We start from the raw sequence: 21369 nt of genomic DNA, 5'->3' as shown, positions 1-21369 counted from the left end.
GATACTGCAGACATGCAAGAAATAGCAAGGCCCTGTAGCGCAGTTGGTTAGCGCGCCGCCCTGTCACGGCGGAGGTCGCGGGTTCAAGTCCCGTCAGGGTCGCTCTGATTGCCGGAAGACATTCCGGCTGTCATGGTGACATGTCACCAAGGCTCTGTAGCTCAGTTGGTAGAGCGTTCGACTGAAAATCGAAAGGTCACCGGATCGACGCCGGTCGGAGCCACCACTGGGAAGCATCAGTTCTTCGGAACTGGTGCTTTTCTCCTTTAAACGGCCACGTCGATTGCACCAAAGTGCCATTTAGAGGATGCAGTCCGGTCCATTCGGGCGCATCCGGTTTGGAATACCACCAGTCATCCGGGCTAGACTCGCACGCCGGGGACAGAACGCCACTGCCGGATAAGCCTGATTCGGCCCTCCGGCGCAATCTCAACCAGAAATGTGAATTGTGAAAAAACTTGCACGCCCACTGACCGCCACCGCTCTCTTCGCCGTTTTGGCACTCACCGCCTGCTCCACCCCCACGGCCGGCAGCGCGCCGTCGTCGACTGCTCCTGCCAGCAGCTCCGCCGCCGCAACTCCCAGCCCCAGCGCGGCGTCCGGCCCGTTCGGCGACTTCACCGACGCCAAAGAGGCGTGCGCCACCATCTCCCAGCAGGCCACCGGTGCTTCGCTGCTGCCGCTCTCCGCGGCCCAGGGCAAAACCGAGGAGCTTGAGCAGTTCAAGGCCGAGCTCAGCAAGACGGCAGAGCGCGTCCCGGACAGTCTCAAAGCCGATTTTGAAAAGCTCAATCAGATGGCCATTGCCGGTCTGAGCGACCAGACGGTGTTCTCCAGCGGCAAGTTCCAGGATGCCATGGCCCCCGTGACCAGCTGGCTCGCGGCCAACTGCCAGTAGGGCATTCCGCCTGTGTCCTGCACGTTGTCAGACGCAGGGGATAGGGTTGGGTTCAATAGAAGGGGAGTGCCTGATGGAATACCAGAACCCACAACCCGCGGCGGGCGTCCACACCGAATTAACTGACGGCCCTGTTGCAGGCAACGGACGCACCGTAATATCCGAGACCGCCGTTGCGAAGGTTGCCGGCATCGCAGCCCGTGCTGTGCCCGGCGTCTATTCTCTCGGCAGCGGATCATCGCGTGCTCTCGGCGCCATCAGGGATGCCGTCGGAAACTCGGATCACGCTGCCGGCGTCCACGCCGAGGTCGGCGAAACCCAGGTGGCAGTGGATATCAATCTGGTGGCCTCCTACGGCACACCCCTGCATGCCCTCGCAAACCAGGTCCGCGCGGCCGTGTATCGCGCGGTGGAGGAGCTCGTTGGCCTGCAGGTCATCGAGGTGAATGTCGAAATCAATGACGTCTATGTGGCTGCTCCGTCGAAATCCACCACCGCCCTGGCGGCTACGCCTGAAAGGGAGGCAGTCCTATGAACCTGACCGTTGTGGGAATCGGGATGGGCGCCTTTGTGGCGTTTATGTCCTTCCAGTTCGGCCTGTGGGGTTTCCTGGTCTCGCTGCTGTTTATGGGAATCGGTGCCCTGCTGGGCCGCGCCGCGGAAGGAAAACTGGACCTGCGCGGCGTCCTTGATGCCATCACCGGCCGGCGCTCGTCGTCATGAGCACCACAGCGGCCCACACCACTGGCGGCCCCAGCACAGCCTTGAACGGGCACAACAGGATCAGCACCCAGGCACTGACCAGCCTCGCAAAGGCCGCGGCCGCGGAGGCGTTGGGCGTCGCTGCCCAGGATGTGCGGGCTGACTGGTCCGACGACGACGGCCTGCTGGCTTTGTCTCTTGTCACGCCTATCAAGATCCCCGCCCTGACGGCCGTCTTGCGTGATCCCGGCCGTGTGGCCGGCTTTGGCGGCTCCATCTTGGACCGGGCGGTGACCGCCAAGTCCGAGATCCTGGCCAAGGTCACAGAGCTCAGCGGTGCCCGGTTAAGCCGGGTTGATATTCGCATCAGCGGTGCTCGCATTACGGAAGGAGACCGGGTCCGGTGAGCCAAACCACCGAAAACCTGCGCCCGCCGGACGGCGACGACGGCCTTCATGGATCGGCGCGCCCGCCAGGTCCGGACATGGTCAGGATCCTGCACCGCGAGACTCATTCTTCGCGCGCAGGCGCCGCCACCCTCGCGGCAATCCTCGTTATCGTCCTCTGCGCTTATGCACTGCTCGAGTCCGCGGTGCGTGCCATCGGCCAGCCCGCGTGGCTGATCGAGCCACAGGTCGCAGCCGAACGGATTCTGGCCCTGCCGGACGGTATCCCGCCGTTGCTTCTCGGCGTTGTCGGCGCAGTTGTTGCCATGGCCGGATTGTTCTTTTTGCTCAACGCCATCCTGCCCGGCAGGCGGGCCCGGCACCTGCTGGACGGCCAGCGGGCCGCCGTGGTGGTTGACGACGAAGTCATTGCCTCCGCTCTGGCCCGGCGTGCGCGCGTGGCCGCGAACGTAACCGCGGAACAGGTGATGGTGGTGGTCTCGCAGCGCTTCGTGGTGGTCAACGTCCGCCCAACCTCGGGGGTACCGGTGAGTGAAAACGCAGTGCTGGCGGCAGTGCAGGACGAACTCAGCCAGATGGCTCCTTCTCCCATGCCGGAGGTCAGCGTCAATCTGGCAACGTCCGGAGTGATCGGCGCATGAACAGCACACCCCGCCTCCTCAACCGCCTCCTCATCGGCATCCTGGGCATCAAACTTCTTGCAATCGGCATTTTGCTCATGCTGCTGGCCACCGTTCCGGCTGTGGGCTCATGGTGGCGTTCCTGGTCCGGTGGGATCTGGACCAGGGCCAACGAGCTGATCGAACGCACTCGTTTTCCGGGCCGACCGGAAAGCTGGCTTTGGATTGTGCTGGCCCTGGTGCTGGTGGTGCTGATTGGCCTGATGGTGGCGTGGGCGGCCCAACAGGGCAAAGGCCGCGCCAACATGCTGGTGGCCGAGGATGAGCTTGGTGATGTCACCGGGCAGGTCAGGATCGGCGGAGGTGTGGCCGAGCAGGCACTGAAAAATGCACTCGCCGGGCGGCCGGATCTGGCAGGCGTCACCGTGGCAACATACGACGTCCGGGGACAGCCAACCCTGAAAATCCGTCTCCAGCCCCGCCAAGGAGTAGCTCCGCACATTCTTGCCGCAGAGGTTTCCGCATTGGCGGACGCACTGGACCAGGTGGTGGGCAAACGGACTCCCGTGCTCGTCCACATCGGCGCCGGCGCCCGGACCAGGTTCAGCCGGGCCGAACGCGTCCGCTAAGCCGTTTCTCCAGGGTTTGCAGGGCGTATACCCTGCGTTCAGCCTTCCCGCCATGTCAACGTGACCTCAATTACCATGGGCACGCGATTTGTGTTGCACTAGGGCGTAGCGGGCCAAAGTCTGAAGTCAGAGGGCAAGAAATTTTGCCTGCCGCAGGCGACTATCGTCCGAAACCGGGTCACCTGGATCCGGTTCGATTGCCGGTTTACCAAGGAGAACATCATGAGCGAAGAAGTAACGGGTAGCGACGCTGCCAAAGAAGGAACCGAAGGCGCCGTTGGCAACGCCAAGGAATTCGCGGGCGAAGCAGCCGAAAACGCCAAGGAATTCGCCGGCGAGGCAGCCGAAAACGTGAAGGAATTCGCCGGCGAGGCAGCCGAAAACGTGAAGGAATTCTTCGCGGGGGATGTGGCTGAGAACGCCAAGGTGCTCGCAGGCGGCGTCGCAGAAAACGTGAAGGGCTTTGGTGCCAAGATCGCCGGGCTTTTCAAGGGCGGCAACTAGCCACAGCAGCCGGATCTAGCTAAGAGCCGAAGAGCTCAGCCGAAGAGCTCAGCCGAATAGCTGGCAAAGGGCGCCGCATTCCGTGGGGAACGCGGTGCCCTTTGCTATGCCCGCGGATAACGCCTGGAGATTTAGCCGGCCAGCAGATAAACGGTGCAGTTGGGTGCGACCACCCCGGCGCCGGTGTCAGCACCGGCGGTTTCGATGCCGCTGGACAGGGCCACCCGGTAGCCGGGAGGCACAGCGGCGGGCTCTGTTCCCATGTTGGAGAGCACCACGACATCGCCGTTCTTGAACGCCAGGACTCCCCGCCTGGGATCATGGGGGTCTGCCCAACAGAAAGTACCGGAACCCAGGCCGTGGCTGCGGCGCAGCGCAAGCGCCGTACGGTAGAGCTCCAGCGTGGAGCCGTCGACGCCGTTCTGTTGGTCGGCGGCCAGCGTACCGAATGATTCCGGCTGGGGGAGCCACGGTGCGGCGGGCGGACGGCGAGCTGAACCGCGGCGGCCGGCACCGCCGTCGGGTTGGCCGTCCGAGGACGTGCCGCCGTCGTACACATCGGCGAAACCGTAACCCGGTTCGCCGGACTTCCACGGCAGCGGAACCCGGCAGCCGTCGCGGCCGGGCTCCACGCCGTTGGTGCGGAAGAAAGTGGGATCCTGCCTTGCCTCAGCAGGCAGGGTGGTGTGCTCCGGCAGCCCCAGTTCCTCGCCCTGGTAGACATACGCCGAACCGGGCAGGGCAAACGAAACCATGGTTGCGGCCCGGGCCCGGGTAAGTCCCAAGGCGGCATCCGGCTGTTCATCGTCGGCGGCGATGCCCTTGGGGAACGTGGTGGGATCCGTCAGCCCGAAGCGGCTGGCATGACGAACGGTGTCGTGGTTGCTCAGCACCCACGTGGACGGTGCGCCCACGGAACCTGCGGCGGCCAGCGAAGCCTCGATCGCCTCAGCGGTCCGTCGGGCATCCCAGCCGGCCAGCAGGAAATCGAAGTTGAACGCCTGCTGCATCTCGTCCTTGCGGATGTACCGGGCCAGCCGCTCAGCGGGCTCCACCCAGGCTTCGGCAACCAGCATGCGGTCGCCGTCGTACGCAGCGAGCACACGGTTCCAGTCACGGTAAATGTCGTGGACGCCGTCCTGGTCAAAAAACGGCGACGGCGGGTACTGCGGTGACACCGGTTTGTGGCTCGCGTCAATTTCGGCGGCGGAACCCCCGGCGGCGGTGTCTGCACTGGCGGGGGCGGCGTGGGCCCTGTGCGGTTCCAAAGCTTCGGAGTGTGCGCCGGGTGCGTCTCCCGGCGCCTCAGTGGAGCCTCCTACCATCGCCGCGATGCCCTCCCAGTCCGGAAGTCCGGCTTCCTTGACCATTCCGTGCGCAACATCAACGCGGAAGCCGTCCACGCCACGGTCCAGCCAGAAACGGAGCACGGAGCGCATTTCCTTTTTGACCTCGTCGTTTTCCCAGTTGAGATCGGGCTGTTTGGTGTCGAAAAGATGCAGGTACCAGTCGCCGGGTTTGCCGTCAGCACCGGTGGTGCGGGTCCAGGCCGGGCCGCCGAAAATCGATTTCCAGTTGTTGGGTGCCAGATTTCCGTCACCGGCCCCGGGGACGGAATCCTTCCCGGGCCTGAACATGTACCGGTCCCGCTCCAGCGAACCTGGCGCGGCGGCCAGTGCCTGCTGGAACCACGCATGTTCATCGGAGGTGTGGTTGGGAACCAGATCCACAATCACTTTCACCTCCAGGGCGTGAGCTTTCCGTAACATTTCGTCGAAGTCTGCCAGGGTGCCGAACAGGGGGTCCACTTCGCGGTAGTCAGCCACATCGTAACCGGCATCTGCCTGGGGCGATTTGTAGAAGGGGGACAACCAGATGGCGTCGACTCCCAGCTCCCGCAGATACGGCAGCCGCGCTGTCACACCGCGGAGATCCCCGATCCCGTCCCCGTTGGCGTCGGCAAAGGAACGCGGATAGATCTGGTAGACGACGGCGCTGGCCCACCAGGATGTGATGGCTGAGCCGGGCGTGGGGATAGGGCTGTGGGACACAGGTGTCCTTTCGATAAACATTTTGTGTAAACGCTTGCATTTCTCACCGCAACGTTACTAGTGTGATGGTCACCACATCAACTGCGCCATCAATCTTTTCTGTAACTCAGCGAGGAGTCTCAAGCATGAAAACCCCTAAATTCCTACTCCCGGTAGCCACCGCCGGCGTCCTGGCCCTCACACTCTCCGCCTGCGGCGGCGGGGGAGGCGGCACCACCGGGGGAGGCGGCACCGACGCGGATGCCAACCTTGACGGCCGCGGTCCCATAACCTACGTCCAGGGCAAGGACAACAGCAAAGTCGTCCGTCCACTGATCGAAAAGTGGAACGCCGCCCACCCGAACGAAAAAGTGACGTTCAAGGAGCAGACGGACGCTGCAGATCAGCAGCACGATGACCTGGTCCAGAACTTCCAGGCCAAGAACGTCAACTACGACGTTATGAGCGTTGACGTCGTCTGGACGGCGGAATTCGCCGCCAAGGGATGGCTGCAGCCACTCAAGGACAAGATGGCGCTGGATACTTCGGCAATGCTCAAGCCAACGGTTGATGCAGCCTCCTACAAGGGAACGCTGTATGCGGCACCGCAGTCTTCTGACGGTGGCATCCTGTACTACCGCAAGGACCTGGTGCAGACGGCTCCAAAGACCTGGGACGAGATGATGGGCATGTGCTCCATCGCCAAGACCAATAACATCGGCTGCTACGCGGGCCAGTTCTCGCAGTACGAGGGCCTGACGGTCAACGCCTCGGAGGCCATCAACTCCGCGGGCGGTTCCGTGCTGGACAAGGATGGCAAGCCCAGCCTGAACACGGCAGAGGCCAAGGCCGGCCTCGGCAATCTGGCGAAGGCTTACGCGGACGGCAACATCCCGAAGGAAGGCATCACCTACAAGGAAGAAGAGAGCCGGCAGGCCTTCCAGGACGGAAAACTCTTGTTCCTGCGCAACTGGCCCTACGTTTACAACCTGGCCACCACCGAAGGTTCATCCAAGGTCAAGGACAAGCTCGGCATGACGGCCCTTCCCGGCGCGTCAGGCCCGGGTGCTTCCTCGCTCGGCGGACACAGCGCTGCAGTCAGCGTGTACTCCAAGAACAAGGCAACGGCACTGGACTTCCTGAAGTTCATCACTTCTGACGAGACCCAGAAGTTCTATGCCACGCAGGGTTCGCTTGCCCCGGTACTGGGTGCCCTTTACACCGATGCTGCTCTCGTGGCCAAGCTGCCGTACCTGCCGGTTCTGAAGACCTCCATCGAGAATGCTGTTCCCCGCCCGGTCACGCCGTTCTACCCTGCGGTCACCAAGGCAATCCAGGAGAACGCCTACGCCGCCATCAAGGGCGAGAAGACCGTGGACACGGCGCTCTCTGACATGCAGAAGTCCATCGAATCTGCCGGCGCGGCGGGGTAGCTTCGCCATGTCTACTGAATTGGGCCCGACGCCGGTAAAAGCTCCGGCGTCGGGCAGTGCAGATCTTCACCACGCACCGAAGGGGGTGGGGGAGGACAACCGGATCAAGAGCCAGGGCAGGTGGGCGTCGTGGTTGCTGGCCCCCACCATCATCGCTCTGGCAGTGGTGATCGTTTATCCGGTCATCAGTGCCATCGTGATGTCCTTCCAAAAGGACGCCGGTCTGGATCCGGCCACTGGCCTCTTCGTCGCTGGCGGGCCGGCCGGTGTTCAGAACTATGTGAACTGGATCGCCCAGCAATGCGCCGCTTCCGGCGGCGGGACGGTGGCTTGCCCGGCGGGCACCCTGGGAGCCCAGTTCTGGTCCGCCACCGCGACCACTTTCTTCTTCACGATCGTCACCGTGACACTGGAAACCGTCCTGGGCTTCTGGATGGCAATGATCATGGCCCGGACCTTCAAGGGCCGGAGCCTGGTGCGGGCCGCCGTACTGGTTCCGTGGGCCATCCCTACCGCCGTGACGGCCAAACTCTGGCTGTTCATCTTCGCCTTCGAGGGAATAGCCAACAAGCTGTTCAACACCTCCATCCTGTGGACCGGCGGCGAATGGCCGGCCAAGTGGGCAGTCATCATCGCAGATACCTGGAAAACAACGCCGTTTATGGCTCTGCTGATCCTGGCTGGCCTGCAGATGATTCCTGCCGAGGTCTACGAGGCCGCCAGGGTTGACGGCGCCACGGCGTGGCAGCGGTTCCGGCTGATCACCCTCCCGCTGGTGAAGCCGGCCCTGATGGTGGCCATCCTGTTCCGTACTCTGGATGCCCTGCGGATGTTCGATCTCCCCTACATCCTCACAGGCGGAGCCAACAACACCACGACTTTGTCCATCCTGGTCATCAGCCAGATCAGGCAAGGATTCAACGCGGCGGCGGCGCTCTCCACCATCACGTTCATCATCATCTTTCTTGTCGCTTTCATCTTCGTCCGGTTCCTCGGCGCGAATGTTGTGGAGCAAAGCGGCGCCACCGGTAAGGGGAAGAAATGACCACCGCGACCACCGCGCTCCGGGCGGAGCAGGACCGGGGCCGGAAAACCGCACAGAACCGCGAGAAGTGGGCGCAGGGGCGAACATACATCAGCGCCGCCGTGATCCTCATCTGGTGCCTTGCCCCCGCCTACTGGATGGTGGTGACAGCGTTCCGGGATGTCGGCTTCACCTACGACACCTCGGTCCTTCCTTCCCATGTCACGCTGGACAATTTCAACACGGCGTTCGATACCTCGTTTGGTAACCACTTCGGCCAGGCACTTCTCAACAGTGTGTTCATCGGGCTGGTGACCACAGTCGTGTCTTTGCTGATCGGTGTGTTTGCGGCCTATTCACTGGCACGGTTGAACTTCCGGTTCAAATACCTGGTGCTGGGCTTCATTCTGGGCGCTTCCATGTTCCCGGGCGTTGCCCTCATCACGCCGTTGTTCCAGCTGTTCACGAACATTGGCTGGATCGGCACGTATCAGGCCCTGATCATCCCGAACATCTCGTTTGTGCTGCCTCTGACCGTGTACACCTTGACGTCCTTCTTCCGCGAAATGCCGTGGGAGCTTGAGGAGTCGGCGCGCGTGGATGGCTGCACCCAGGGCCAGGCGTTCCGGAAGGTCATCATGCCCCTCGCGGCGCCGGCAATCTTCACGACGGCAATTCTGGCTTTCATCTCATCCTGGAACGAATTCCTGATCGCCAGCCAGTTGTCCAACGAGGTAACAAAACCTGTCACCGTGGCAATTGCGAGTTTCGCCGGGGCACAACCCAACCAGATCCCCTACACGGCCATCATGGCGGCAGGCACCATTGTCACCATTCCGCTGGTGATCCTGGTGCTGGTGTTCCAACGCAAGATCGTGGCCGGCCTGACCGCCGGTGCAGTCAAATGACCGGCGAAGTCGCCGGGTCGGTGGCACCGGAGAATCGCGGCGAGGTGCGTAAACAGCACCGGCGCGTACGTTCCGGCGAGGACTTCGACATCATCCTCGGATTCCTTGGTTTCTGGGCCGTGGTGCTCCTAACGGTCACCGTCTGGATGGAGTTGACCGGCCAGCCGGCGCTCGGCTGGGCACTGGGCCTGCTGGGTATTCTGCTGGTGGTGTTCGGGATGTACAGGCTCCGCCGGCGCCTGCCGTCCCGGACGGTCACACGGCGTAGCTAAAGGCTGCGCAGACTAAACCGGCTTGCCGCCGCTGGGGAAAATCAAGGTGGCGGACAACTGCAGAGAGCCTATGAGGGGACACCGTGGCACGCACAACTGACAGGGCTCAACGGGGCGGGCACTCCGGCGTCAGCATCGAGGACGTGGCAGCAGCGGCCGGAGTGTCCACAGCCACGGTGTCCAGGGCAGTACGCGGCCTGCCCAGGGTTTCGCCGGCCACCCGGGAGAAGATTCTCGAGGTGGCCGGCGCTCTGGGCTACGTGGCGTCATCCTCTGCTTCGGGTCTGGCGACCGGGCGCACCAAGACCATCGGCGTGCTGGCCCCGTTTGTGAGCCGGTGGTTCTTTTCCAAGGCCATTGAAGGCGCGGACAGGGAACTGCATGCCCGGCACTACAATCTGTCCCTCTTCAACCTTGGCGGCCACGGCAGCAATCGTGAGCGCCTCTTCAGTAAGACCATGGTCTACAAACAGATCGATGCGCTTCTGGTTCTTTGTATGGCGCTGAACCACGAGGAACTCGAACATCTGCAGAAAATCGACATCCCTCTGGTAGTGGTGGGCGGCCACGTCGAGGAATGTGCCTACATAGGAATCGACGATTATGCTGCCGCATCCACTGCCGTGCGCCACCTGATCGGACTGGGGCACGCCGATATCGCCCTGCTGCATGGCGACGACGAAACCGACCTCAATTTCGATGTTCCCCGCGTCCGCATCCTGGCGTTCCAGGATGTGATGACCGCTGCCGGGTTGGAAGTCCGCCCTCAGTGGGATGAATGGGGCGATTTCACCCTCCCGAGCGGGCAGGAAGCCTTCCGCAGGCTCTGGGGCCGGCCGGGAGCGAAACCCACTGCGATCTTCTGCGCGTCCGATGAAATGGCCATGGGCGTCATTTTCGAGGCCGGCCGGCTGGGTGTCCGCATTCCCGAAGACCTCTCCGTGATCGGCATCGACGACCATGATTTCTCGGAAGCCATGGGGCTCACCACCGTTGGCCAACGGCCCGACGAGCAGGCCGAACTCGGCACCAAGATGCTGTTGGACGAACTCGACGGCATAACCGGCGCGGTGCGCTCCGCCGTCGCACCCCACAGCCTGATTGTGAGACGCACGACCGCGGCGCCCCGCCAGCCCAAGTAGGTAGCAGCAGGCGTCGTTTAGAGGCCGGCCTCCAACCGACATGTGCTGCTACTTAGCTGGGTTCAGAAGAACGACGGCGGAGCCCCGGGTCAGGAGGCGCGAGCCAGCTGCCGGATAGGAATCCAGCGCGAGGCGAGCCGGCGGTACGCGGCTGCCGCACCTGTCATGTCGCCTTCCGCCAGGCACTCAATGCCGAGCCGGACGTCCATGGGCGACTCGTCGGGATACACCTTGTCGGCCACGGCGCCGTAGTCGAGCTCCACCATGGACCCCGCATGGAACAGTTCCAGCCATTCGGTGATCTGAGTGAGGTCGTCGAGCATGTCCAGGTCCGGGGCAGCCAACGTCAGGTTTGCCACGGCGTAGCGGACCCGCTCCGTTGCTTCGCTCTTCGACGCCCACATCCGCACCGTGAGAATCCGCCCGCCGGCTTCCACCACGTCCTTGGGATCTGATTCCTGGAACAGGGAAAACCAGCTGAACGGTATGCCCCACGTGGACGCGCGGGTGTGGACCCGGGTGAAGCCGTCGCGGGCGGTGACCAGATCGATCCGTTCCTGGTGTTTGTCCCGCTGCTCTTCGGGGATGAGGAGCTGGGCCAGCGGCCCGTGGATGCCCTCCATCAGCGCGTTGGCAGCAAGCCCGGCGCGCAGCACCAGCTGGCTGGGGCAGTACAGCAGGGGAGTTGGCTCGCCCGAGCCCGAGCCCGGCGCCGCGCTGGAAACGGAGCCGCCGCCGTCGGTATTTTCTGCGGCGCCGGTCCCAGCCGACCCGGCCCCAGCTGACCTGGTCCCCGCTGACCCGGCCCGGGGCGGGCTGTCGGTTGAAGAACCGTCGGAAGTTCCGGCGTCCGGCGCTCCCGGCGCGCGGGTGACACGCACCAGATCGGTGCGCCCCGTTGGAAAAGGATCGCCGCCGGGACGGGTGATGCGGCCCAGCGAGGCGAGTAGTTCAGCGTTCTCGACGGCGGCCCGGGAAACGGCCCGCGCGCCGGCCGACCTCAGCCCTTCCTGCTGATCCTCGGGAAAGGCTTCCAGCGGCTCGTAGATCCGCAAGGTGGAGGAGAACGGGAGACCGGCCTGCCCCCTGTACAGGCTGCCGGTCATCGCGAGCCGCCCCGCAGCCTGAAGCTCCGAACCAGGAAGCTCCGGAGCAGGACGCCCCGCATCATGGCGCGCACGGGAGTCATGAGCATCGTTCCATCAGTCGGTCAGCTCAACGATCACCGGAGCGTGGTCCGAAGCGCCCTTGCCTTTGCGTTCCTCACGGTCGATCGAGGCACCGGTCACGCGCGCGGCCAGCGCGGCGGAGGCCATCACGAAATCGATCCGCATGCCCTCCTTCTTGGGGAAGCGCAGCTGGGTGTAGTCCCAGTACGTGTAGACGCCCGGGCCGGGCGTGTGCGGGCGGACAACGTCCGTGAAGCCGGCGGATTCGAAGGCGCGGAAGGCGTTGCGCTCGGGCTCGCTGACATGGGTGAGGCCTTCGGCGACGAAGTAATCGATGTCCCAGACGTCGTCGTTCGTGGGGGCAATATTCCAGTCACCCATGAGTGCGATCTGAGCCTCCGGGTTCTCCGTGACCCAGCCCTGGGCATGGGTTTTCAGCGTGTCCAGCCAGCTGAGCTTGTACGGCATGTGCTCATCATCCAGTGCACGGCCGTTGGGGACGTAGAGGCTCCAGACCCGGACGCCGCCGCACGTGGCGGCGATGGCACGGGCTTCCTGCACGGGGTCCTTGCCGAGTTTGCCGAAGGCGGGCTGGTCCACAAAGGCGCGTTCGACGTCGTCGAGACCTACACGGGAGGCGATGGCCACACCGTTCCACTGGCTCAGGCCGAAATGCGCCACTTCGTAGCCCATGCGTTCGAACAGTTCCCAGGGGAAGTTCTCGTCCTTGCATTTGGTTTCCTGGATGGCCAGGACGTCACAGTCGCTGCGCTGAAGCCATGCCTCAACGCGGTCGGCACGGGCACGGAGCGAGTTCACATTCCAGGTAGCAATCTTCACACTCCTAACTTACCTTGGGAGCCCGGCGCCCGGTGGCGGTGGTGCAGCCCCGTTGCCCGGTTGCTGCACCACTAGGTTGCTCTCTCACTTTTGGTCCTCATTCGCCTCGTTTAGCGACCAGGAGTGATAGAGCAACCGGAAGGGGTGGTCTGGAAAATAGTAGGAAGTCCGAGTATATTCGGCTTGAGAGATGACCTGGATCACATGCAAAGGAGCATTCCATCATGGTTCGCGAGCTTTCCCACTACATTGACGGCCAGCGCGTAGACGGCACTTCGGGCCGGTTCAGCGACGTGTTTGACCCCTGCACGGGCGGCGTCCAGGCGAGGGTGCCGCTCGCCACCACAGAGGAAGTGGCCAACGTGATCGCGAGTGCGGAGAAGGGCCAGCTGGAATGGGGCGCCATGAATCCGCAGCGCCGTGGCCGGATCCTGCTGAAGTTCGTGGACCTGGTCAACCAGAACATGGACGAGCTCGCCACACTGCTTTCCTCAGAGCATGGCAAGACATTCCCCGATGCCAAGGGGGACATCCAGCGTGGCATCGAGGTGGTGGAGTTCGCCGCCGGAGCGCCGCACCTGCTCAAGGGCGAGTTCTCGGATGACGCCGGCGCCGGAATCGACGTCCACTCCATGCGCCAGCCGCTGGGTGTGGTCGCGGGCATCACGCCGTTCAACTTCCCGGCCATGATCCCGCTCTGGAAGTCCGGACCGGCGCTTGCCGCGGGCAATGCGTTTATCCTCAAGCCCTCGGAACGCGACCCCTCGGTGCCGCTGCGCCTGGCCGAGCTCTTCACTGAGGCCGGGCTGCCGAACGGTGTGTTCAACGTGGTCAACGGGGACAAGGAAGCCGTGGATGCGCTGCTCGAGGACAAGCGGGTCAAAGCGATCGGCTTTGTGGGCTCCACGCCCATCGCGCAGTACATCTATGCCACGGCGGCTGCCAACGGAAAGCGCGCGCAGTGTTTCGGCGGGGCCAAGAACCACATGGTGATCATGCCGGATGCGGATCTGGACATGGCCGCGGATGCGTTGATGGGCGCCGGGTTCGGATCCGCAGGGGAGCGCTGCATGGCCATTTCCGTGGCGGTCCCGGTTGGCGAGGAAACCGCCAACAAACTGGTGGCCAAGCTGCAGCAACGGATCAAGGTCCTCAAGGTGGGTCACAGCCTGGCCAAGGATTCGGACTTCGGCCCCGTGGTTGCGGCGTCCGCCAAAGAGCGGATCGAGGGCTACATCCAGTCCGGCGTGGACGACGGTGCCACCCTGCTGACCGACGGCCGCGGCCTCACCGTGGAGGGCTACGAGGGCGGTTTCTGGGTAGGGCCAACGCTCTTCGACAACGTCACCAAGGACATGAAGATCTACCAGGAGGAGATCTTCGGCCCGGTGCTGAGCGTTCTCCGCGCTGCAGACTACGACGAAGCCCTCCGGCTCTGCAGCGAGCACGAGTTCGGCAACGGCGTGGCCATCTATACCCGAGACGGCGACTCCGCAAGGGACTTCGCCAGCCGCGTTGAGGTGGGCATGGTGGGCATCAACGTCCCCATCCCGGTCCCCATCGCGTACTACACGTTCGGCGGCTGGAAGGCCTCGGGGTTCGGCGACCTCAACCAGCACGGGGCGGACGCATTCCGCTTCTATACGAAGACCAAGACCGTGACCACGCGCTGGCCTTCCGGCATCCGCCAGGGCGCCAGCTTTGTGATGCCGGAAGGAAGCTGATGACTGCGCTCCCTCATGAGGTCCCGCCGAACGGTGCCCCGGATGAGGAAGTGCTGTTCGAACGGCGCGGCCACCTGGGCGTCATTACGCTGAACCGGCCCAAGGCCGCCAACGCGCTCACGGCGGGCATGGCAAAGGCCATGCTGGCACAGCTCACCGCCTGGGCGGACGACGACGGCGTGGCCACCGTTCTGGTGCAGGGCTCCGGTGAGCGCGGCTTGTGCGCCGGTGGGGACATTGTGGCCATCTACCAGGACATACTTGCCGGGGGCGAAGAAACCGCCGATTTCTGGCAGATGGAGTACCGGCTGAACTCGCTGATCTCCAGCTACCCCAAGCCGTACGTGGCGTTCATGGACGGGCTGGTCCTGGGCGGCGGGGTGGGAATCTCCGCACACGGCTCGGTCCGTGTGGTCACGGAGAGGACCCGGATGGGAATGCCGGAAACCACCATTGGTTTTGTGCCCGACGTCGGCGGGACCCTGTTGCTGTCACGCTCGCCGGGGGAGGCGGGCACCCATGCCGCCTTGACGGGCGCGCACCTGAGCGGTGCCGATGCGCTCTTCCTGCGCCTCGCGGATCACTACGCACCGTCCGGCGAACTCGCCGCACTGGCAGTTGCGCTGGAAAGCGAAGCCCCGGAGGCCGCCGTCGGACGCTTCACTGAAAAGGCGCCGGCCTCCGGGCTGGAGGCCCAGCGGGAATGGATCGATGCCTGCTACTCCGGCGACGACGCGGAGGAGATCATCCGGGATCTGCGTGCGTTCGGCGGGGATGCGGCGGAGGCCGCGGACACCATCGAGTCGAAGTCACCAACCGCCGTGAAAGTTGCACTTGAATCGTTGCGCCGGGTGAAGGGGCTGACGCTCGACGAAGCCCTGGCGCAGGAGTACCGCGTGGGTCTGCGCTGCCTGGCCGGACCGGATTTCCGCGAGGGCATCCGCGCGCAGGTGGTGGACAAGGACCGGAGTCCGCAGTGGAAACCGGCCACGCTGTCCGAGGTGCATCCGGCCGACGTCGAGAGGTTCTTTGCGCCGTTGGGTGACCATGAGCTCAACCTTCATTCAAAGGAGACGGACAATGTCTGAAAATCCGGTGCCCGAATATTCTGTCCCGGGCAACATCGGCACTGTCGCGTTCCTCGGACTCGGCCACATGGGCGGTCCGATGGCGATCAACCTGGTCAAGGCCGGGTACAGCGTGGTCGGCTTCGACGTGGTGCCGGCGGCGCTGGAAACGGCGCGGGCGCACGGCATCCCCACCGTGGAGACCGCCCCGGAGGCCGTTGCCGGTGCGGACGTCGTGCTGACCATGCTGCCGAGCGGAAAGCACCTCCTGGACGCGTACGGCGGCGTGGACGGGCAGCCCGGGCTGCTGGCAGTTGCCGGGCCGGACACGCTGTTCCTGGACTGCTCCACCATCAACGTGGACGAAGCACGCGAGGCTTCCGCGCTCGCCGTCGAAGCCGGCCACCGTGCCGTGGACGCCCCTGTTTCGGGTGGAGTGGTGGGCGCCGAGGCGGGGACCCTGACGTTCATGGTGGGCGCACTGCCGAAGGATTTCGAATCCGTGCAGCCGCTGCTGCAGGTCATGGGCAAGCGCATCGTCCACTGCGGCGATCACGGCGCCGGGCAAGCCGCGAAGATCTGCAACAACATGATCCTGGGTGTGTCCATGATCGCGGTGAGTGAGGCTTTTGTGCTGGGCGAGAAGCTGGGGCTGACGCATCAGGCGCTGTTCGACGTCGCGTCGGCGGCGTCAGGCCAGTGCTGGGCGCTGACCACCAACTGCCCGGTACCCGGGCCGGTTCCAGGCAGTCCGGCCAACCGGGACTACCAGCCGGGCTTCGCCGGCGCGTTGATGGCGAAGGACCTCAAACTGGCACTGAATGCCCTGGAAAGCACCGGGGTGGCTGCCCGGCTGGGGCCGCTGGCCTCGGAGATTTACGATACGTTTGCCGCTGAGGGCGGTGCCGGCCGGGACTTCTCCGGCATCATCACGGACATCCGGGACAAATCCGGCAATTAGCTCTTTCGGCATAGAACTTTTGGCACAGAACTGTCGGCACAAAACTCTCGGCACAGACGCAGAATTACGTAAGGGGTCACGCATGGCGCAGGAGTACGCGAACATTCTGGTGGAACGGCGCGGGCGGGTTGGCCTCGTGACACTGAACAGGCCAGAGGCATTGAACGCGCTGAACAAGGCCACGCTCGACGAACTGGTGGCTGCCGTTTCCGGCATGGACACGGACCCCGGGGTGGGCGCCGTGGTGATCACCGGCTCCGGCAAGGCCTTTGCTGCCGGTGCGGACATCAAGGAAATGGCGTCCAAGGGCTACATGGACATGTACGCCGCGGATTGGTTCCGCGGCTGGGAGGACCTCACCCGCCTGCGGATCCCCATCATTGCCGCAGTATCGGGCTTTGCCCTGGGCGGTGGCTGCGAACTGGCCATGATGTGCGATTTCATCATCGCCGGAGACAACGCCAGGTTCGGCCAGCCGGAGATTAATCTGGGGGTCCTGCCCGGTATGGGCGGCTCGCAGCGTCTCACCCGCGCCGTGGGCAAGGCCAAGGCGATGGACATGATACTGACCGGACGCTTCATGGGTGCCGAAGAGGCTGAACGCTCCGGGCTGGTGTCCCGTGTGGTGCCCGCCGCGGACGTGGTCGAAGAAGCGATGAAGGCCGCAGAGGTCATTGCCTCCAAATCCAAGCCGGTGGCCATGGTGGCCAAGGAAGCCGTCAACGCCGCATTCGAAACCGGACTGGCCCAGGGCGTGCTGTTTGAGCGACGCACCTTCCATTCCCTCTTCGCCACCGAGGACCAGAAGGAAGGCATGGCCGCTTTCACCGAAAAGCGCCAGCCGGAGTTCAAACACCGTTAGCCGGAATCGATTGCCCCGTATGTGCCCTTTTGCACGCTTAGAACGGCAGTTGCGGAGCAGCCGATTCCGACCTGCGGTGGGCAGCGACGGCTGCCTCCAGTTCTTCAGCCATCAGATCCGCGTTAATTGCGACGGCGGTCCACGCGCCGCCCGCTGCCGAAGACAGCACCTGGGCGCGGAGGTCAGTCACGTTTCCCGCCGCCCAGACGCCCGGAACGCTGGTGGCGCCGTCGGCATCCGACTCAAGGAATTCCCCCATGCCCATCGGGTGCGGTGAAGGCTTCAGCCCCAGGCCAGCGAAGGCGTCGGTCCGTGCCATGAACTGCGGCGCCACCACCAGAGCATCGGCCGCGATCACCTGGCCGTCTTTCAGCTCAACTCCACTGAGCTTGCCTTGCTCGGCCCGGATTGAGGCAACCGGGCCGCCCACCACCGTGATGCCCCGGGCGGCCAATTGCTCCAACTCGACGTCTGTGGGATGCGTCGAGTCGTTGAGGAACAGCGTGATGTTGCTGCTCCACTGGCGGAACAGCAGGGCCTGGAACGCCGCGAATGGTCCGGTGCCCAGAATGCCGATGGCTTTGTCCCGCACCTCCCAGCCGTGGCAATACGGGCAGTGCAGCACGTCCTTGCCCCAGAGTTCCCGCAGTCCGGTGATATCCGGCAGCTCATCCACTAGACCAGTAGTGATCAGAAGCCTGCGCCCCAGCACGATGCTGCCGTCCTGCAGCGTCAGGGCGAAACCGCCCTCCGAATGCTCGGCCGACACCACCTGCCCGTTGACCGTCCGGCCGCCGTAGGACCCAGCTTCGGCTCGGCCCACCCGGAGCAGCTCCGCGGGGCTCACGCCGTCACGTGACAGGAATCCGTGCACGCCGGCTGCCGGCGCATTCCGCGGCTCTCCGCCGTCGATCACCACCACAGAGCGGCGGGAGCGGCCCAGCATCAGCGCGGCACTCAAGCCGGCAGCACCACCGCCGACGATCACGACGTCGTACAGGTTTTTGTTATCTTCAGTCATTTGTCTACCTCCTCATCCATCATCATTGCTACCGGTAAAGGGTGGCAAACAACCTTGCCGGAATGGCAAACTGAGAATATGGATGAACAGATCGACGACGTTCTCGCCGGGGTGGGTCCCCGACTCCGCACGCTTCGACTGAGCCGCGACACCACACTTTCCGCTCTCTCGGAAGCCACGGGGATTTCGGTGAGCACGCTGTCCCGGCTGGAGTCCGGGCAGCGCCGGCCCAACCTTGAGCTGTTGTTGCCTTTGGCCAAGGCACACCGGGTGCCCTTGGACGAACTGGTGGGAGCGCCCGCCACGGGGGATCCGCGGGTGCATCTGCGGCCGATCGTCAACAAGCGAATGACCATTGTGCCGCTGACGCGTCGCCCGGGCGGGGTCCAGGCTTACAAAATGGTCCTGCACGCCGGCGGTCATGACGAACCCAGTCCGCAGGTCCACGAGGGATACGAATGGATTTACGTGCTCAATGGGAAGCTGCGGCTGGTTCTCGGCGACCAGGACGTTGTTCTGGCTGCCGGCGAGGCCGCGGAATTCGACACCCGTGTCCCGCACTGGTTTGGCCGCGCAGATGCCCACGCAGTGGAGTTCATCAGCCTGTTCGGGCGCCAGGGTGAGCGGATGCACGTCCGGGCGAAGGTTGCCAACAGTTGATTCCTCGCGTTGCCCGGAACGGTCAGCTTGAGCTCTGCTCGGTGGCTGGTGGGTTCCACACGCTCAATGCCGGCCCGTGTCGCTCGTGGGTCTCCCCGTAAGGGACTTCGGTGCTGACGGCGACGGTGAAGTTGGTGTACCCATGGCGGGTAACCAGAATTCCGTGCAGTCCCGACTGCACGGCGTGCTGGCGGGCTGTGTCGACCGCGTAGTTCAAGTCCTGTTCCAGAACATGCGGTTCGTGCGCCTCCACATGAAAGGTCCGGCCTATCTCGATGGTTCTGATCATCCTGCGATTCCTGACCTATTGGGCTGGTCGAAAGGGGTGGTGGTCCAGGCCGGCTCCACGGTCGATCTGATCGGAACGGGCCCATCGTGGAGCGACAAGTTAATACCTACGGCTGTGGCGGTGATTTCCTCGAGCGCCTCCCGGATTGAGACGATGGCAAAATGATTCATTGACCTTGCGGCCTCGTCGACGAATTGCCTGGAGCTAATTAGTTCATAGCGCTCCAGCAGGCAGTTCAGCTCCGAAATGAGGACGTGGATATCCGTCAGGGGTTGATCCAGCCGAATTCCGGGAGCCTGCGATACTGTCCGATTCAGGCTGTGAGCGGGGTTACGGCCCACGCGCCGGGCTGGCCGTCTTGGACGTCCGTCTGAAAGCGTGCTGAGTATCGCCTCGCCGTGCGTCTGGACAGATCGCGATTGCGGGATGGACATGTTCTCCTCCTGGATAGCTCGCCAACAAAGGGCACTACCAGGGTCCGGGGTAATAACCGGAGTATATCCGGCTCGGAAGCAGGCGCATAGCACCCGCAGAACTCACCCACGGCGCCGCGCCGCGGGTCCTGGCGTGGATGGTCCCGTCAAGCGGGCATAAACTGTAGGAATACCAGGCGCGTCCATCATGGTTTTGATGGCACGCAGACAAAGCCCAAGGAGGCGCAGCCCCGTGCCCCGTATTTCTTGCTGGACCGATGCCTGGCAGGCGCCACTCCCGGTGGCGTCAGCGGCAGGCTTCCGTTCCGCAGGCTCAATTGAGGCGATCGTTGCCCATGGTTGATGGGATCTCGCCAAGAGAAGACCGCGCGGACGCGGGCGTTTGCTCGGGTTTCCTGCAGTCGTTGCCTATCTCCGGGGTATCGGTCTCCGTCTTTGGTGGCATGGCGCCGGAGACGATGGTCTGCGCCAGCGACGCTGTCGCGGCCAGGATCGACGAGCTGCAGTTCGACTTGGGCGAAGGCCCGAGGTGGGACGCGCTCAGAACCCGGGAACCAGTTCTCCTTCCCCACGTACGGACTTCACCGCATGACGCCTGGCCCGTCTTTGCCAAGGCTCTGATGAAACTTGATGTCTCAGCCCTCTTCGTCTTCCCGCTGGTGCTCGGTGACATGGACATCGGAGTCGTGGAACTCTATAACTCCACGGCCGGACCGCTCAGCGCAGCTGATCACTCCACAGCTGTTGGACTCGCTGACGCCGCGAGCTGGCAATTGCTCCGACAAATCATGACGATTGCATCCGGCGAAGACACCGGTCCATTGCAGACCGGCTCTCCGCTGTCCCGACGGGAGGTCCACCAGGCAACCGGCATGGTCCTGGCGCAGGCCGGTGTCTCCGCAACGGACGCACTGCTGCTGTTGCGTGCACACGCTTTTTCCCTGGGACTCACCGTCCGCGAGGTGGCCCGCGACGTCGTCAACAAGGATCTGGATCTCACACCCCGCGACGGGTGACCCGTCAGCTCTGAAGTGCAGTAGAATTCGGGTATGGCGACCTTAAGCCGCGCCCGGCGCGTCAGCGCCGCTTTCGTCAAGATAGCGGACACTCTTGTGGCGGACTACGACGTCTTCGATATGCTGCACATCCTTGTGGATGAATCAGTGGGAATACTTGACGCCGCTGCCGCCGGGCTTTTGCTCGCCGACCCTACTGGCGACCTCCAGGTCGTGGCCTCCACAAGCGAGGAAAGCCAGCTGGTGGAGGTGCTGCAGCTAGAGGCCGGAGCGGGGCCGTGCGTTGACTGCTTTCGGACCGGTTCCGTTGTCTCGGTCGACAACATTTCGCGCGACGCCTCCAAATGGCCGAAATTTCAGGCGGCCGCGCTCTCCCAAGGCTTCTCATCAGTGCACGCCGTGCCGATGCGCCTGCGCAGCCGGACGATCGGTGCTCTGAACCTGTTTGGACGCGAGGCCGGCCCGCTCAGTGCTGAAGACGCCGCCATCGCCCAGGCATTCGCGCACATGGCGACCATCAGCCTCCTGCAGGAACGCGCGCTCCGTCAAAGCTCGCTGGTCAATGAACAGCTCCAGCGGGCACTGAACAGCCGGATCGTCATCGAGCAGGCTAAAGGCGTGATTTCGCACACGGCCAACGTAGACATGAACGGAGCGTTCGCGCTCCTGCGTGATCATGCCCGCGCCCATGGCCGGACCCTCTACGAAACAGCGGAAAAAGTCGTCAGCCGAACGATCAATTTTCAGGCCCGCTGAC

The 21369-nt window shown here is 63.8% G+C and carries 24 protein-coding genes and 2 tRNA genes; 21 read left to right on the top strand and 5 right to left on the bottom strand.

Annotation, left to right across the window (positions count from 1 at the left end; genetic code table 11):
* Positions 1–28 precede the first annotated feature (28 nt).
* From V3C33_05810 to V3C33_05770, 9 genes are all read left to right on the top strand, one after another.
* Positions 29–102, top strand: a tRNA-Asp gene (locus V3C33_05810).
* A 48-nt stretch (positions 103–150) separates the two neighbouring features.
* Positions 151–226: transfer RNA gene (locus V3C33_05805), tRNA-Phe, on the top strand.
* A 222-nt stretch (positions 227–448) separates the two neighbouring features.
* Positions 449–898 carry a hypothetical protein gene (locus tag V3C33_05800; GenBank protein ID XAS68794.1) on the top strand — a complete coding sequence of 150 codons (450 nt, stop codon included), beginning with the start codon at positions 449–451 and terminating at the stop codon, positions 896–898.
* A gap of 73 nt (positions 899–971) precedes the next feature.
* A complete protein-coding gene (locus V3C33_05795; GenBank protein XAS68793.1) occupies positions 972–1433 on the top strand; it encodes an Asp23/Gls24 family envelope stress response protein in 462 nt (153 codons plus the stop codon).
* Positions 1430–1621, top strand: a complete 192-nt coding sequence (locus V3C33_05790; GenBank protein ID XAS68792.1) for a hypothetical protein — start codon at positions 1430–1432, stop codon at positions 1619–1621. The genes V3C33_05795 and V3C33_05790 overlap by 4 nt, the downstream gene beginning before the upstream one ends.
* A complete protein-coding gene (locus V3C33_05785) occupies positions 1618–2007 on the top strand; it encodes a hypothetical protein (protein ID XAS68791.1) in 390 nt (129 codons plus the stop codon). The genes V3C33_05790 and V3C33_05785 overlap by 4 nt, the downstream gene beginning before the upstream one ends.
* A gap of 77 nt (positions 2008–2084) precedes the next feature.
* Positions 2085–2648, top strand: coding sequence for a hypothetical protein (locus tag V3C33_05780; protein ID XAS69661.1), 564 nt, complete (start codon positions 2085–2087; stop codon positions 2646–2648).
* Positions 2645–3256 carry a hypothetical protein gene (locus tag V3C33_05775; protein ID XAS68790.1) on the top strand — a complete coding sequence of 204 codons (612 nt, stop codon included), beginning with the start codon at positions 2645–2647 and terminating at the stop codon, positions 3254–3256. Before V3C33_05780 ends, V3C33_05775 begins: the two co-directional genes overlap by 4 nt.
* A gap of 222 nt (positions 3257–3478) precedes the next feature.
* Positions 3479–3760 carry a hypothetical protein gene (locus V3C33_05770; GenBank protein ID XAS68789.1) on the top strand — a complete coding sequence of 94 codons (282 nt, stop codon included), beginning with the start codon at positions 3479–3481 and terminating at the stop codon, positions 3758–3760.
* A gap of 131 nt (positions 3761–3891) precedes the next feature.
* Here the strand turns inward: V3C33_05770 and V3C33_05765 are convergent, their stop codons facing one another.
* The gene (locus V3C33_05765; GenBank protein XAS68788.1) at positions 3892–5811 is read right to left on the bottom strand and encodes an alpha-amylase family glycosyl hydrolase; all 1920 of its coding nucleotides are present in this window, start codon (positions 5809–5811) and stop codon (positions 3892–3894) included.
* 125 nt (positions 5812–5936) lie between these two features.
* Here V3C33_05765 and V3C33_05760 point away from each other — a divergent pair, with 125 nt between their 5' ends.
* The 5 genes from V3C33_05760 to V3C33_05740 all read left to right on the top strand — a co-directional run bounded on the left by V3C33_05760 (position 5937) and on the right by V3C33_05740 (position 10569).
* Complete coding sequence (locus tag V3C33_05760; protein XAS68787.1) at positions 5937–7223, top strand: ABC transporter substrate-binding protein; 1287 nt, start codon at positions 5937–5939, stop codon at positions 7221–7223.
* 7 nt (positions 7224–7230) lie between these two features.
* Positions 7231–8268, top strand: a complete 1038-nt coding sequence (locus V3C33_05755; GenBank protein XAS68786.1) for a sugar ABC transporter permease — start codon at positions 7231–7233, stop codon at positions 8266–8268.
* Entirely contained in the window at positions 8265–9155 is an 891-nt protein-coding gene (locus V3C33_05750) for a carbohydrate ABC transporter permease (protein ID XAS68785.1), read from the top strand. Before V3C33_05755 ends, V3C33_05750 begins: the two co-directional genes overlap by 4 nt.
* Positions 9152–9427: a hypothetical protein gene (locus tag V3C33_05745; GenBank protein XAS68784.1), complete on the top strand. Its 276-nt coding sequence runs from the start codon at positions 9152–9154 to the stop codon at positions 9425–9427. Before V3C33_05750 ends, V3C33_05745 begins: the two co-directional genes overlap by 4 nt.
* An 83-nt stretch (positions 9428–9510) precedes the next feature.
* Entirely contained in the window at positions 9511–10569 is a 1059-nt protein-coding gene (locus tag V3C33_05740; protein XAS68783.1) for a LacI family DNA-binding transcriptional regulator, read from the top strand.
* Positions 10570–10658: 89 nt separating this feature from the next.
* Here the strand turns inward: V3C33_05740 and V3C33_05735 are convergent, their stop codons facing one another.
* Together V3C33_05735 and V3C33_05730 are read right to left on the bottom strand one after the other, a co-directional pair.
* The gene (locus tag V3C33_05735) at positions 10659–11675 is read right to left on the bottom strand and encodes a hypothetical protein (GenBank protein XAS68782.1); all 1017 of its coding nucleotides are present in this window, start codon (positions 11673–11675) and stop codon (positions 10659–10661) included.
* 96 nt (positions 11676–11771) lie between these two features.
* Positions 11772–12578, bottom strand: coding sequence for an exodeoxyribonuclease III (locus V3C33_05730; protein ID XAS68781.1), 807 nt, complete (start codon positions 12576–12578; stop codon positions 11772–11774).
* A gap of 224 nt (positions 12579–12802) precedes the next feature.
* Between V3C33_05730 and V3C33_05725 the strand changes: the two genes are divergently transcribed.
* The 4 genes from V3C33_05725 (at position 12803) to V3C33_05710 (ending at position 17192) form a co-directional block, all read left to right on the top strand.
* Complete coding sequence (locus tag V3C33_05725; protein XAS68780.1) at positions 12803–14302, top strand: CoA-acylating methylmalonate-semialdehyde dehydrogenase; 1500 nt, start codon at positions 12803–12805, stop codon at positions 14300–14302.
* Positions 14302–15390 (top strand): enoyl-CoA hydratase/isomerase family protein, encoded by a 1089-nt coding sequence (locus tag V3C33_05720; GenBank protein XAS68779.1) that lies wholly within the window; start codon positions 14302–14304, stop codon positions 15388–15390. The genes V3C33_05725 and V3C33_05720 overlap by 1 nt, the downstream gene beginning before the upstream one ends.
* Complete coding sequence (gene mmsB, locus V3C33_05715) at positions 15383–16330, top strand: 3-hydroxyisobutyrate dehydrogenase (protein ID XAS68778.1); 948 nt, start codon at positions 15383–15385, stop codon at positions 16328–16330. Before V3C33_05720 ends, mmsB begins: the two co-directional genes overlap by 8 nt.
* Positions 16331–16412: 82 nt before the next feature.
* Positions 16413–17192 (top strand): enoyl-CoA hydratase, encoded by a 780-nt coding sequence (locus tag V3C33_05710; GenBank protein ID XAS68777.1) that lies wholly within the window; start codon positions 16413–16415, stop codon positions 17190–17192.
* Between the two features lie 37 nt (positions 17193–17229).
* On the opposite strand, the gene V3C33_05705 is transcribed toward V3C33_05710, so the two are convergent.
* Positions 17230–18213: an NAD(P)/FAD-dependent oxidoreductase gene (locus tag V3C33_05705; protein ID XAS68776.1), complete on the bottom strand. Its 984-nt coding sequence runs from the start codon at positions 18211–18213 to the stop codon at positions 17230–17232.
* A 78-nt stretch (positions 18214–18291) separates the two neighbouring features.
* Here V3C33_05705 and V3C33_05700 point away from each other — a divergent pair, with 78 nt between their 5' ends.
* Positions 18292–18873: an XRE family transcriptional regulator gene (locus tag V3C33_05700; GenBank protein XAS68775.1), complete on the top strand. Its 582-nt coding sequence runs from the start codon at positions 18292–18294 to the stop codon at positions 18871–18873.
* A gap of 22 nt (positions 18874–18895) precedes the next feature.
* Here the strand turns inward: V3C33_05700 and V3C33_05695 are convergent, their stop codons facing one another.
* Positions 18896–19162 carry a hypothetical protein gene (locus V3C33_05695; GenBank protein XAS68774.1) on the bottom strand — a complete coding sequence of 89 codons (267 nt, stop codon included), beginning with the start codon at positions 19160–19162 and terminating at the stop codon, positions 18896–18898.
* 769 nt (positions 19163–19931) lie between these two features.
* Here V3C33_05695 and V3C33_05690 point away from each other — a divergent pair.
* Both V3C33_05690 and V3C33_05685 read left to right on the top strand, forming a co-directional pair.
* The gene (locus V3C33_05690; protein ID XAS68773.1) at positions 19932–20612 is read left to right on the top strand and encodes a GAF and ANTAR domain-containing protein; all 681 of its coding nucleotides are present in this window, start codon (positions 19932–19934) and stop codon (positions 20610–20612) included.
* Between the two features lie 33 nt (positions 20613–20645).
* On the top strand, positions 20646–21368 hold the full coding sequence (locus V3C33_05685; GenBank protein ID XAS68772.1) for a GAF and ANTAR domain-containing protein: 723 nt from the start codon (positions 20646–20648) through the stop codon (positions 21366–21368).
* Position 21369 lies beyond the last annotated feature (1 nt).

This window comes from Micrococcaceae bacterium Sec5.7 (assembly GCA_039636785.1).
In the GTDB taxonomy this organism is placed as follows: domain Bacteria; phylum Actinomycetota; class Actinomycetes; order Actinomycetales; family Micrococcaceae; genus Arthrobacter.
This window is presented reverse-complemented; position numbering and strand designations above follow the sequence as displayed.

Coding starts and splice junctions, on each gene's coding strand:
- V3C33_05795 (XAS68793.1), top strand. CDS start 972: ATGGAATACCAGAACCCACAACCCGCGGCGGGCGTCCACACCGAATTA.
- V3C33_05790 (XAS68792.1), top strand. CDS start 1,430: ATGAACCTGACCGTTGTGGGAATCGGGATGGGCGCCTTTGTGGCGTTT.
- V3C33_05785 (XAS68791.1), top strand. CDS start 1,618: ATGAGCACCACAGCGGCCCACACCACTGGCGGCCCCAGCACAGCCTTG.
- V3C33_05780 (XAS69661.1), top strand. CDS start 2,085: ATGGTCAGGATCCTGCACCGCGAGACTCATTCTTCGCGCGCAGGCGCC.
- V3C33_05775 (XAS68790.1), top strand. CDS start 2,645: ATGAACAGCACACCCCGCCTCCTCAACCGCCTCCTCATCGGCATCCTG.
- V3C33_05770 (XAS68789.1), top strand. CDS start 3,479: ATGAGCGAAGAAGTAACGGGTAGCGACGCTGCCAAAGAAGGAACCGAA.
- V3C33_05760 (XAS68787.1), top strand. CDS start 5,937: ATGAAAACCCCTAAATTCCTACTCCCGGTAGCCACCGCCGGCGTCCTG.
- V3C33_05755 (XAS68786.1), top strand. CDS start 7,231: ATGTCTACTGAATTGGGCCCGACGCCGGTAAAAGCTCCGGCGTCGGGC.
- V3C33_05750 (XAS68785.1), top strand. CDS start 8,265: ATGACCACCGCGACCACCGCGCTCCGGGCGGAGCAGGACCGGGGCCGG.
- V3C33_05745 (XAS68784.1), top strand. CDS start 9,152: ATGACCGGCGAAGTCGCCGGGTCGGTGGCACCGGAGAATCGCGGCGAG.
- V3C33_05735 (XAS68782.1), bottom strand. CDS start 11,675: ATGACCGGCAGCCTGTACAGGGGGCAGGCCGGTCTCCCGTTCTCCTCC.
- V3C33_05725 (XAS68780.1), top strand. CDS start 12,803: ATGGTTCGCGAGCTTTCCCACTACATTGACGGCCAGCGCGTAGACGGC.
- V3C33_05720 (XAS68779.1), top strand. CDS start 14,302: ATGACTGCGCTCCCTCATGAGGTCCCGCCGAACGGTGCCCCGGATGAG.
- mmsB (XAS68778.1), top strand. CDS start 15,383: ATGTCTGAAAATCCGGTGCCCGAATATTCTGTCCCGGGCAACATCGGC.
- V3C33_05710 (XAS68777.1), top strand. CDS start 16,413: ATGGCGCAGGAGTACGCGAACATTCTGGTGGAACGGCGCGGGCGGGTT.
- V3C33_05705 (XAS68776.1), bottom strand. CDS start 18,213: ATGACTGAAGATAACAAAAACCTGTACGACGTCGTGATCGTCGGCGGT.
- V3C33_05700 (XAS68775.1), top strand. CDS start 18,292: ATGGATGAACAGATCGACGACGTTCTCGCCGGGGTGGGTCCCCGACTC.
- V3C33_05695 (XAS68774.1), bottom strand. CDS start 19,162: ATGATCAGAACCATCGAGATAGGCCGGACCTTTCATGTGGAGGCGCAC.
- V3C33_05690 (XAS68773.1), top strand. CDS start 19,932: ATGGTTGATGGGATCTCGCCAAGAGAAGACCGCGCGGACGCGGGCGTT.
- V3C33_05685 (XAS68772.1), top strand. CDS start 20,646: ATGGCGACCTTAAGCCGCGCCCGGCGCGTCAGCGCCGCTTTCGTCAAG.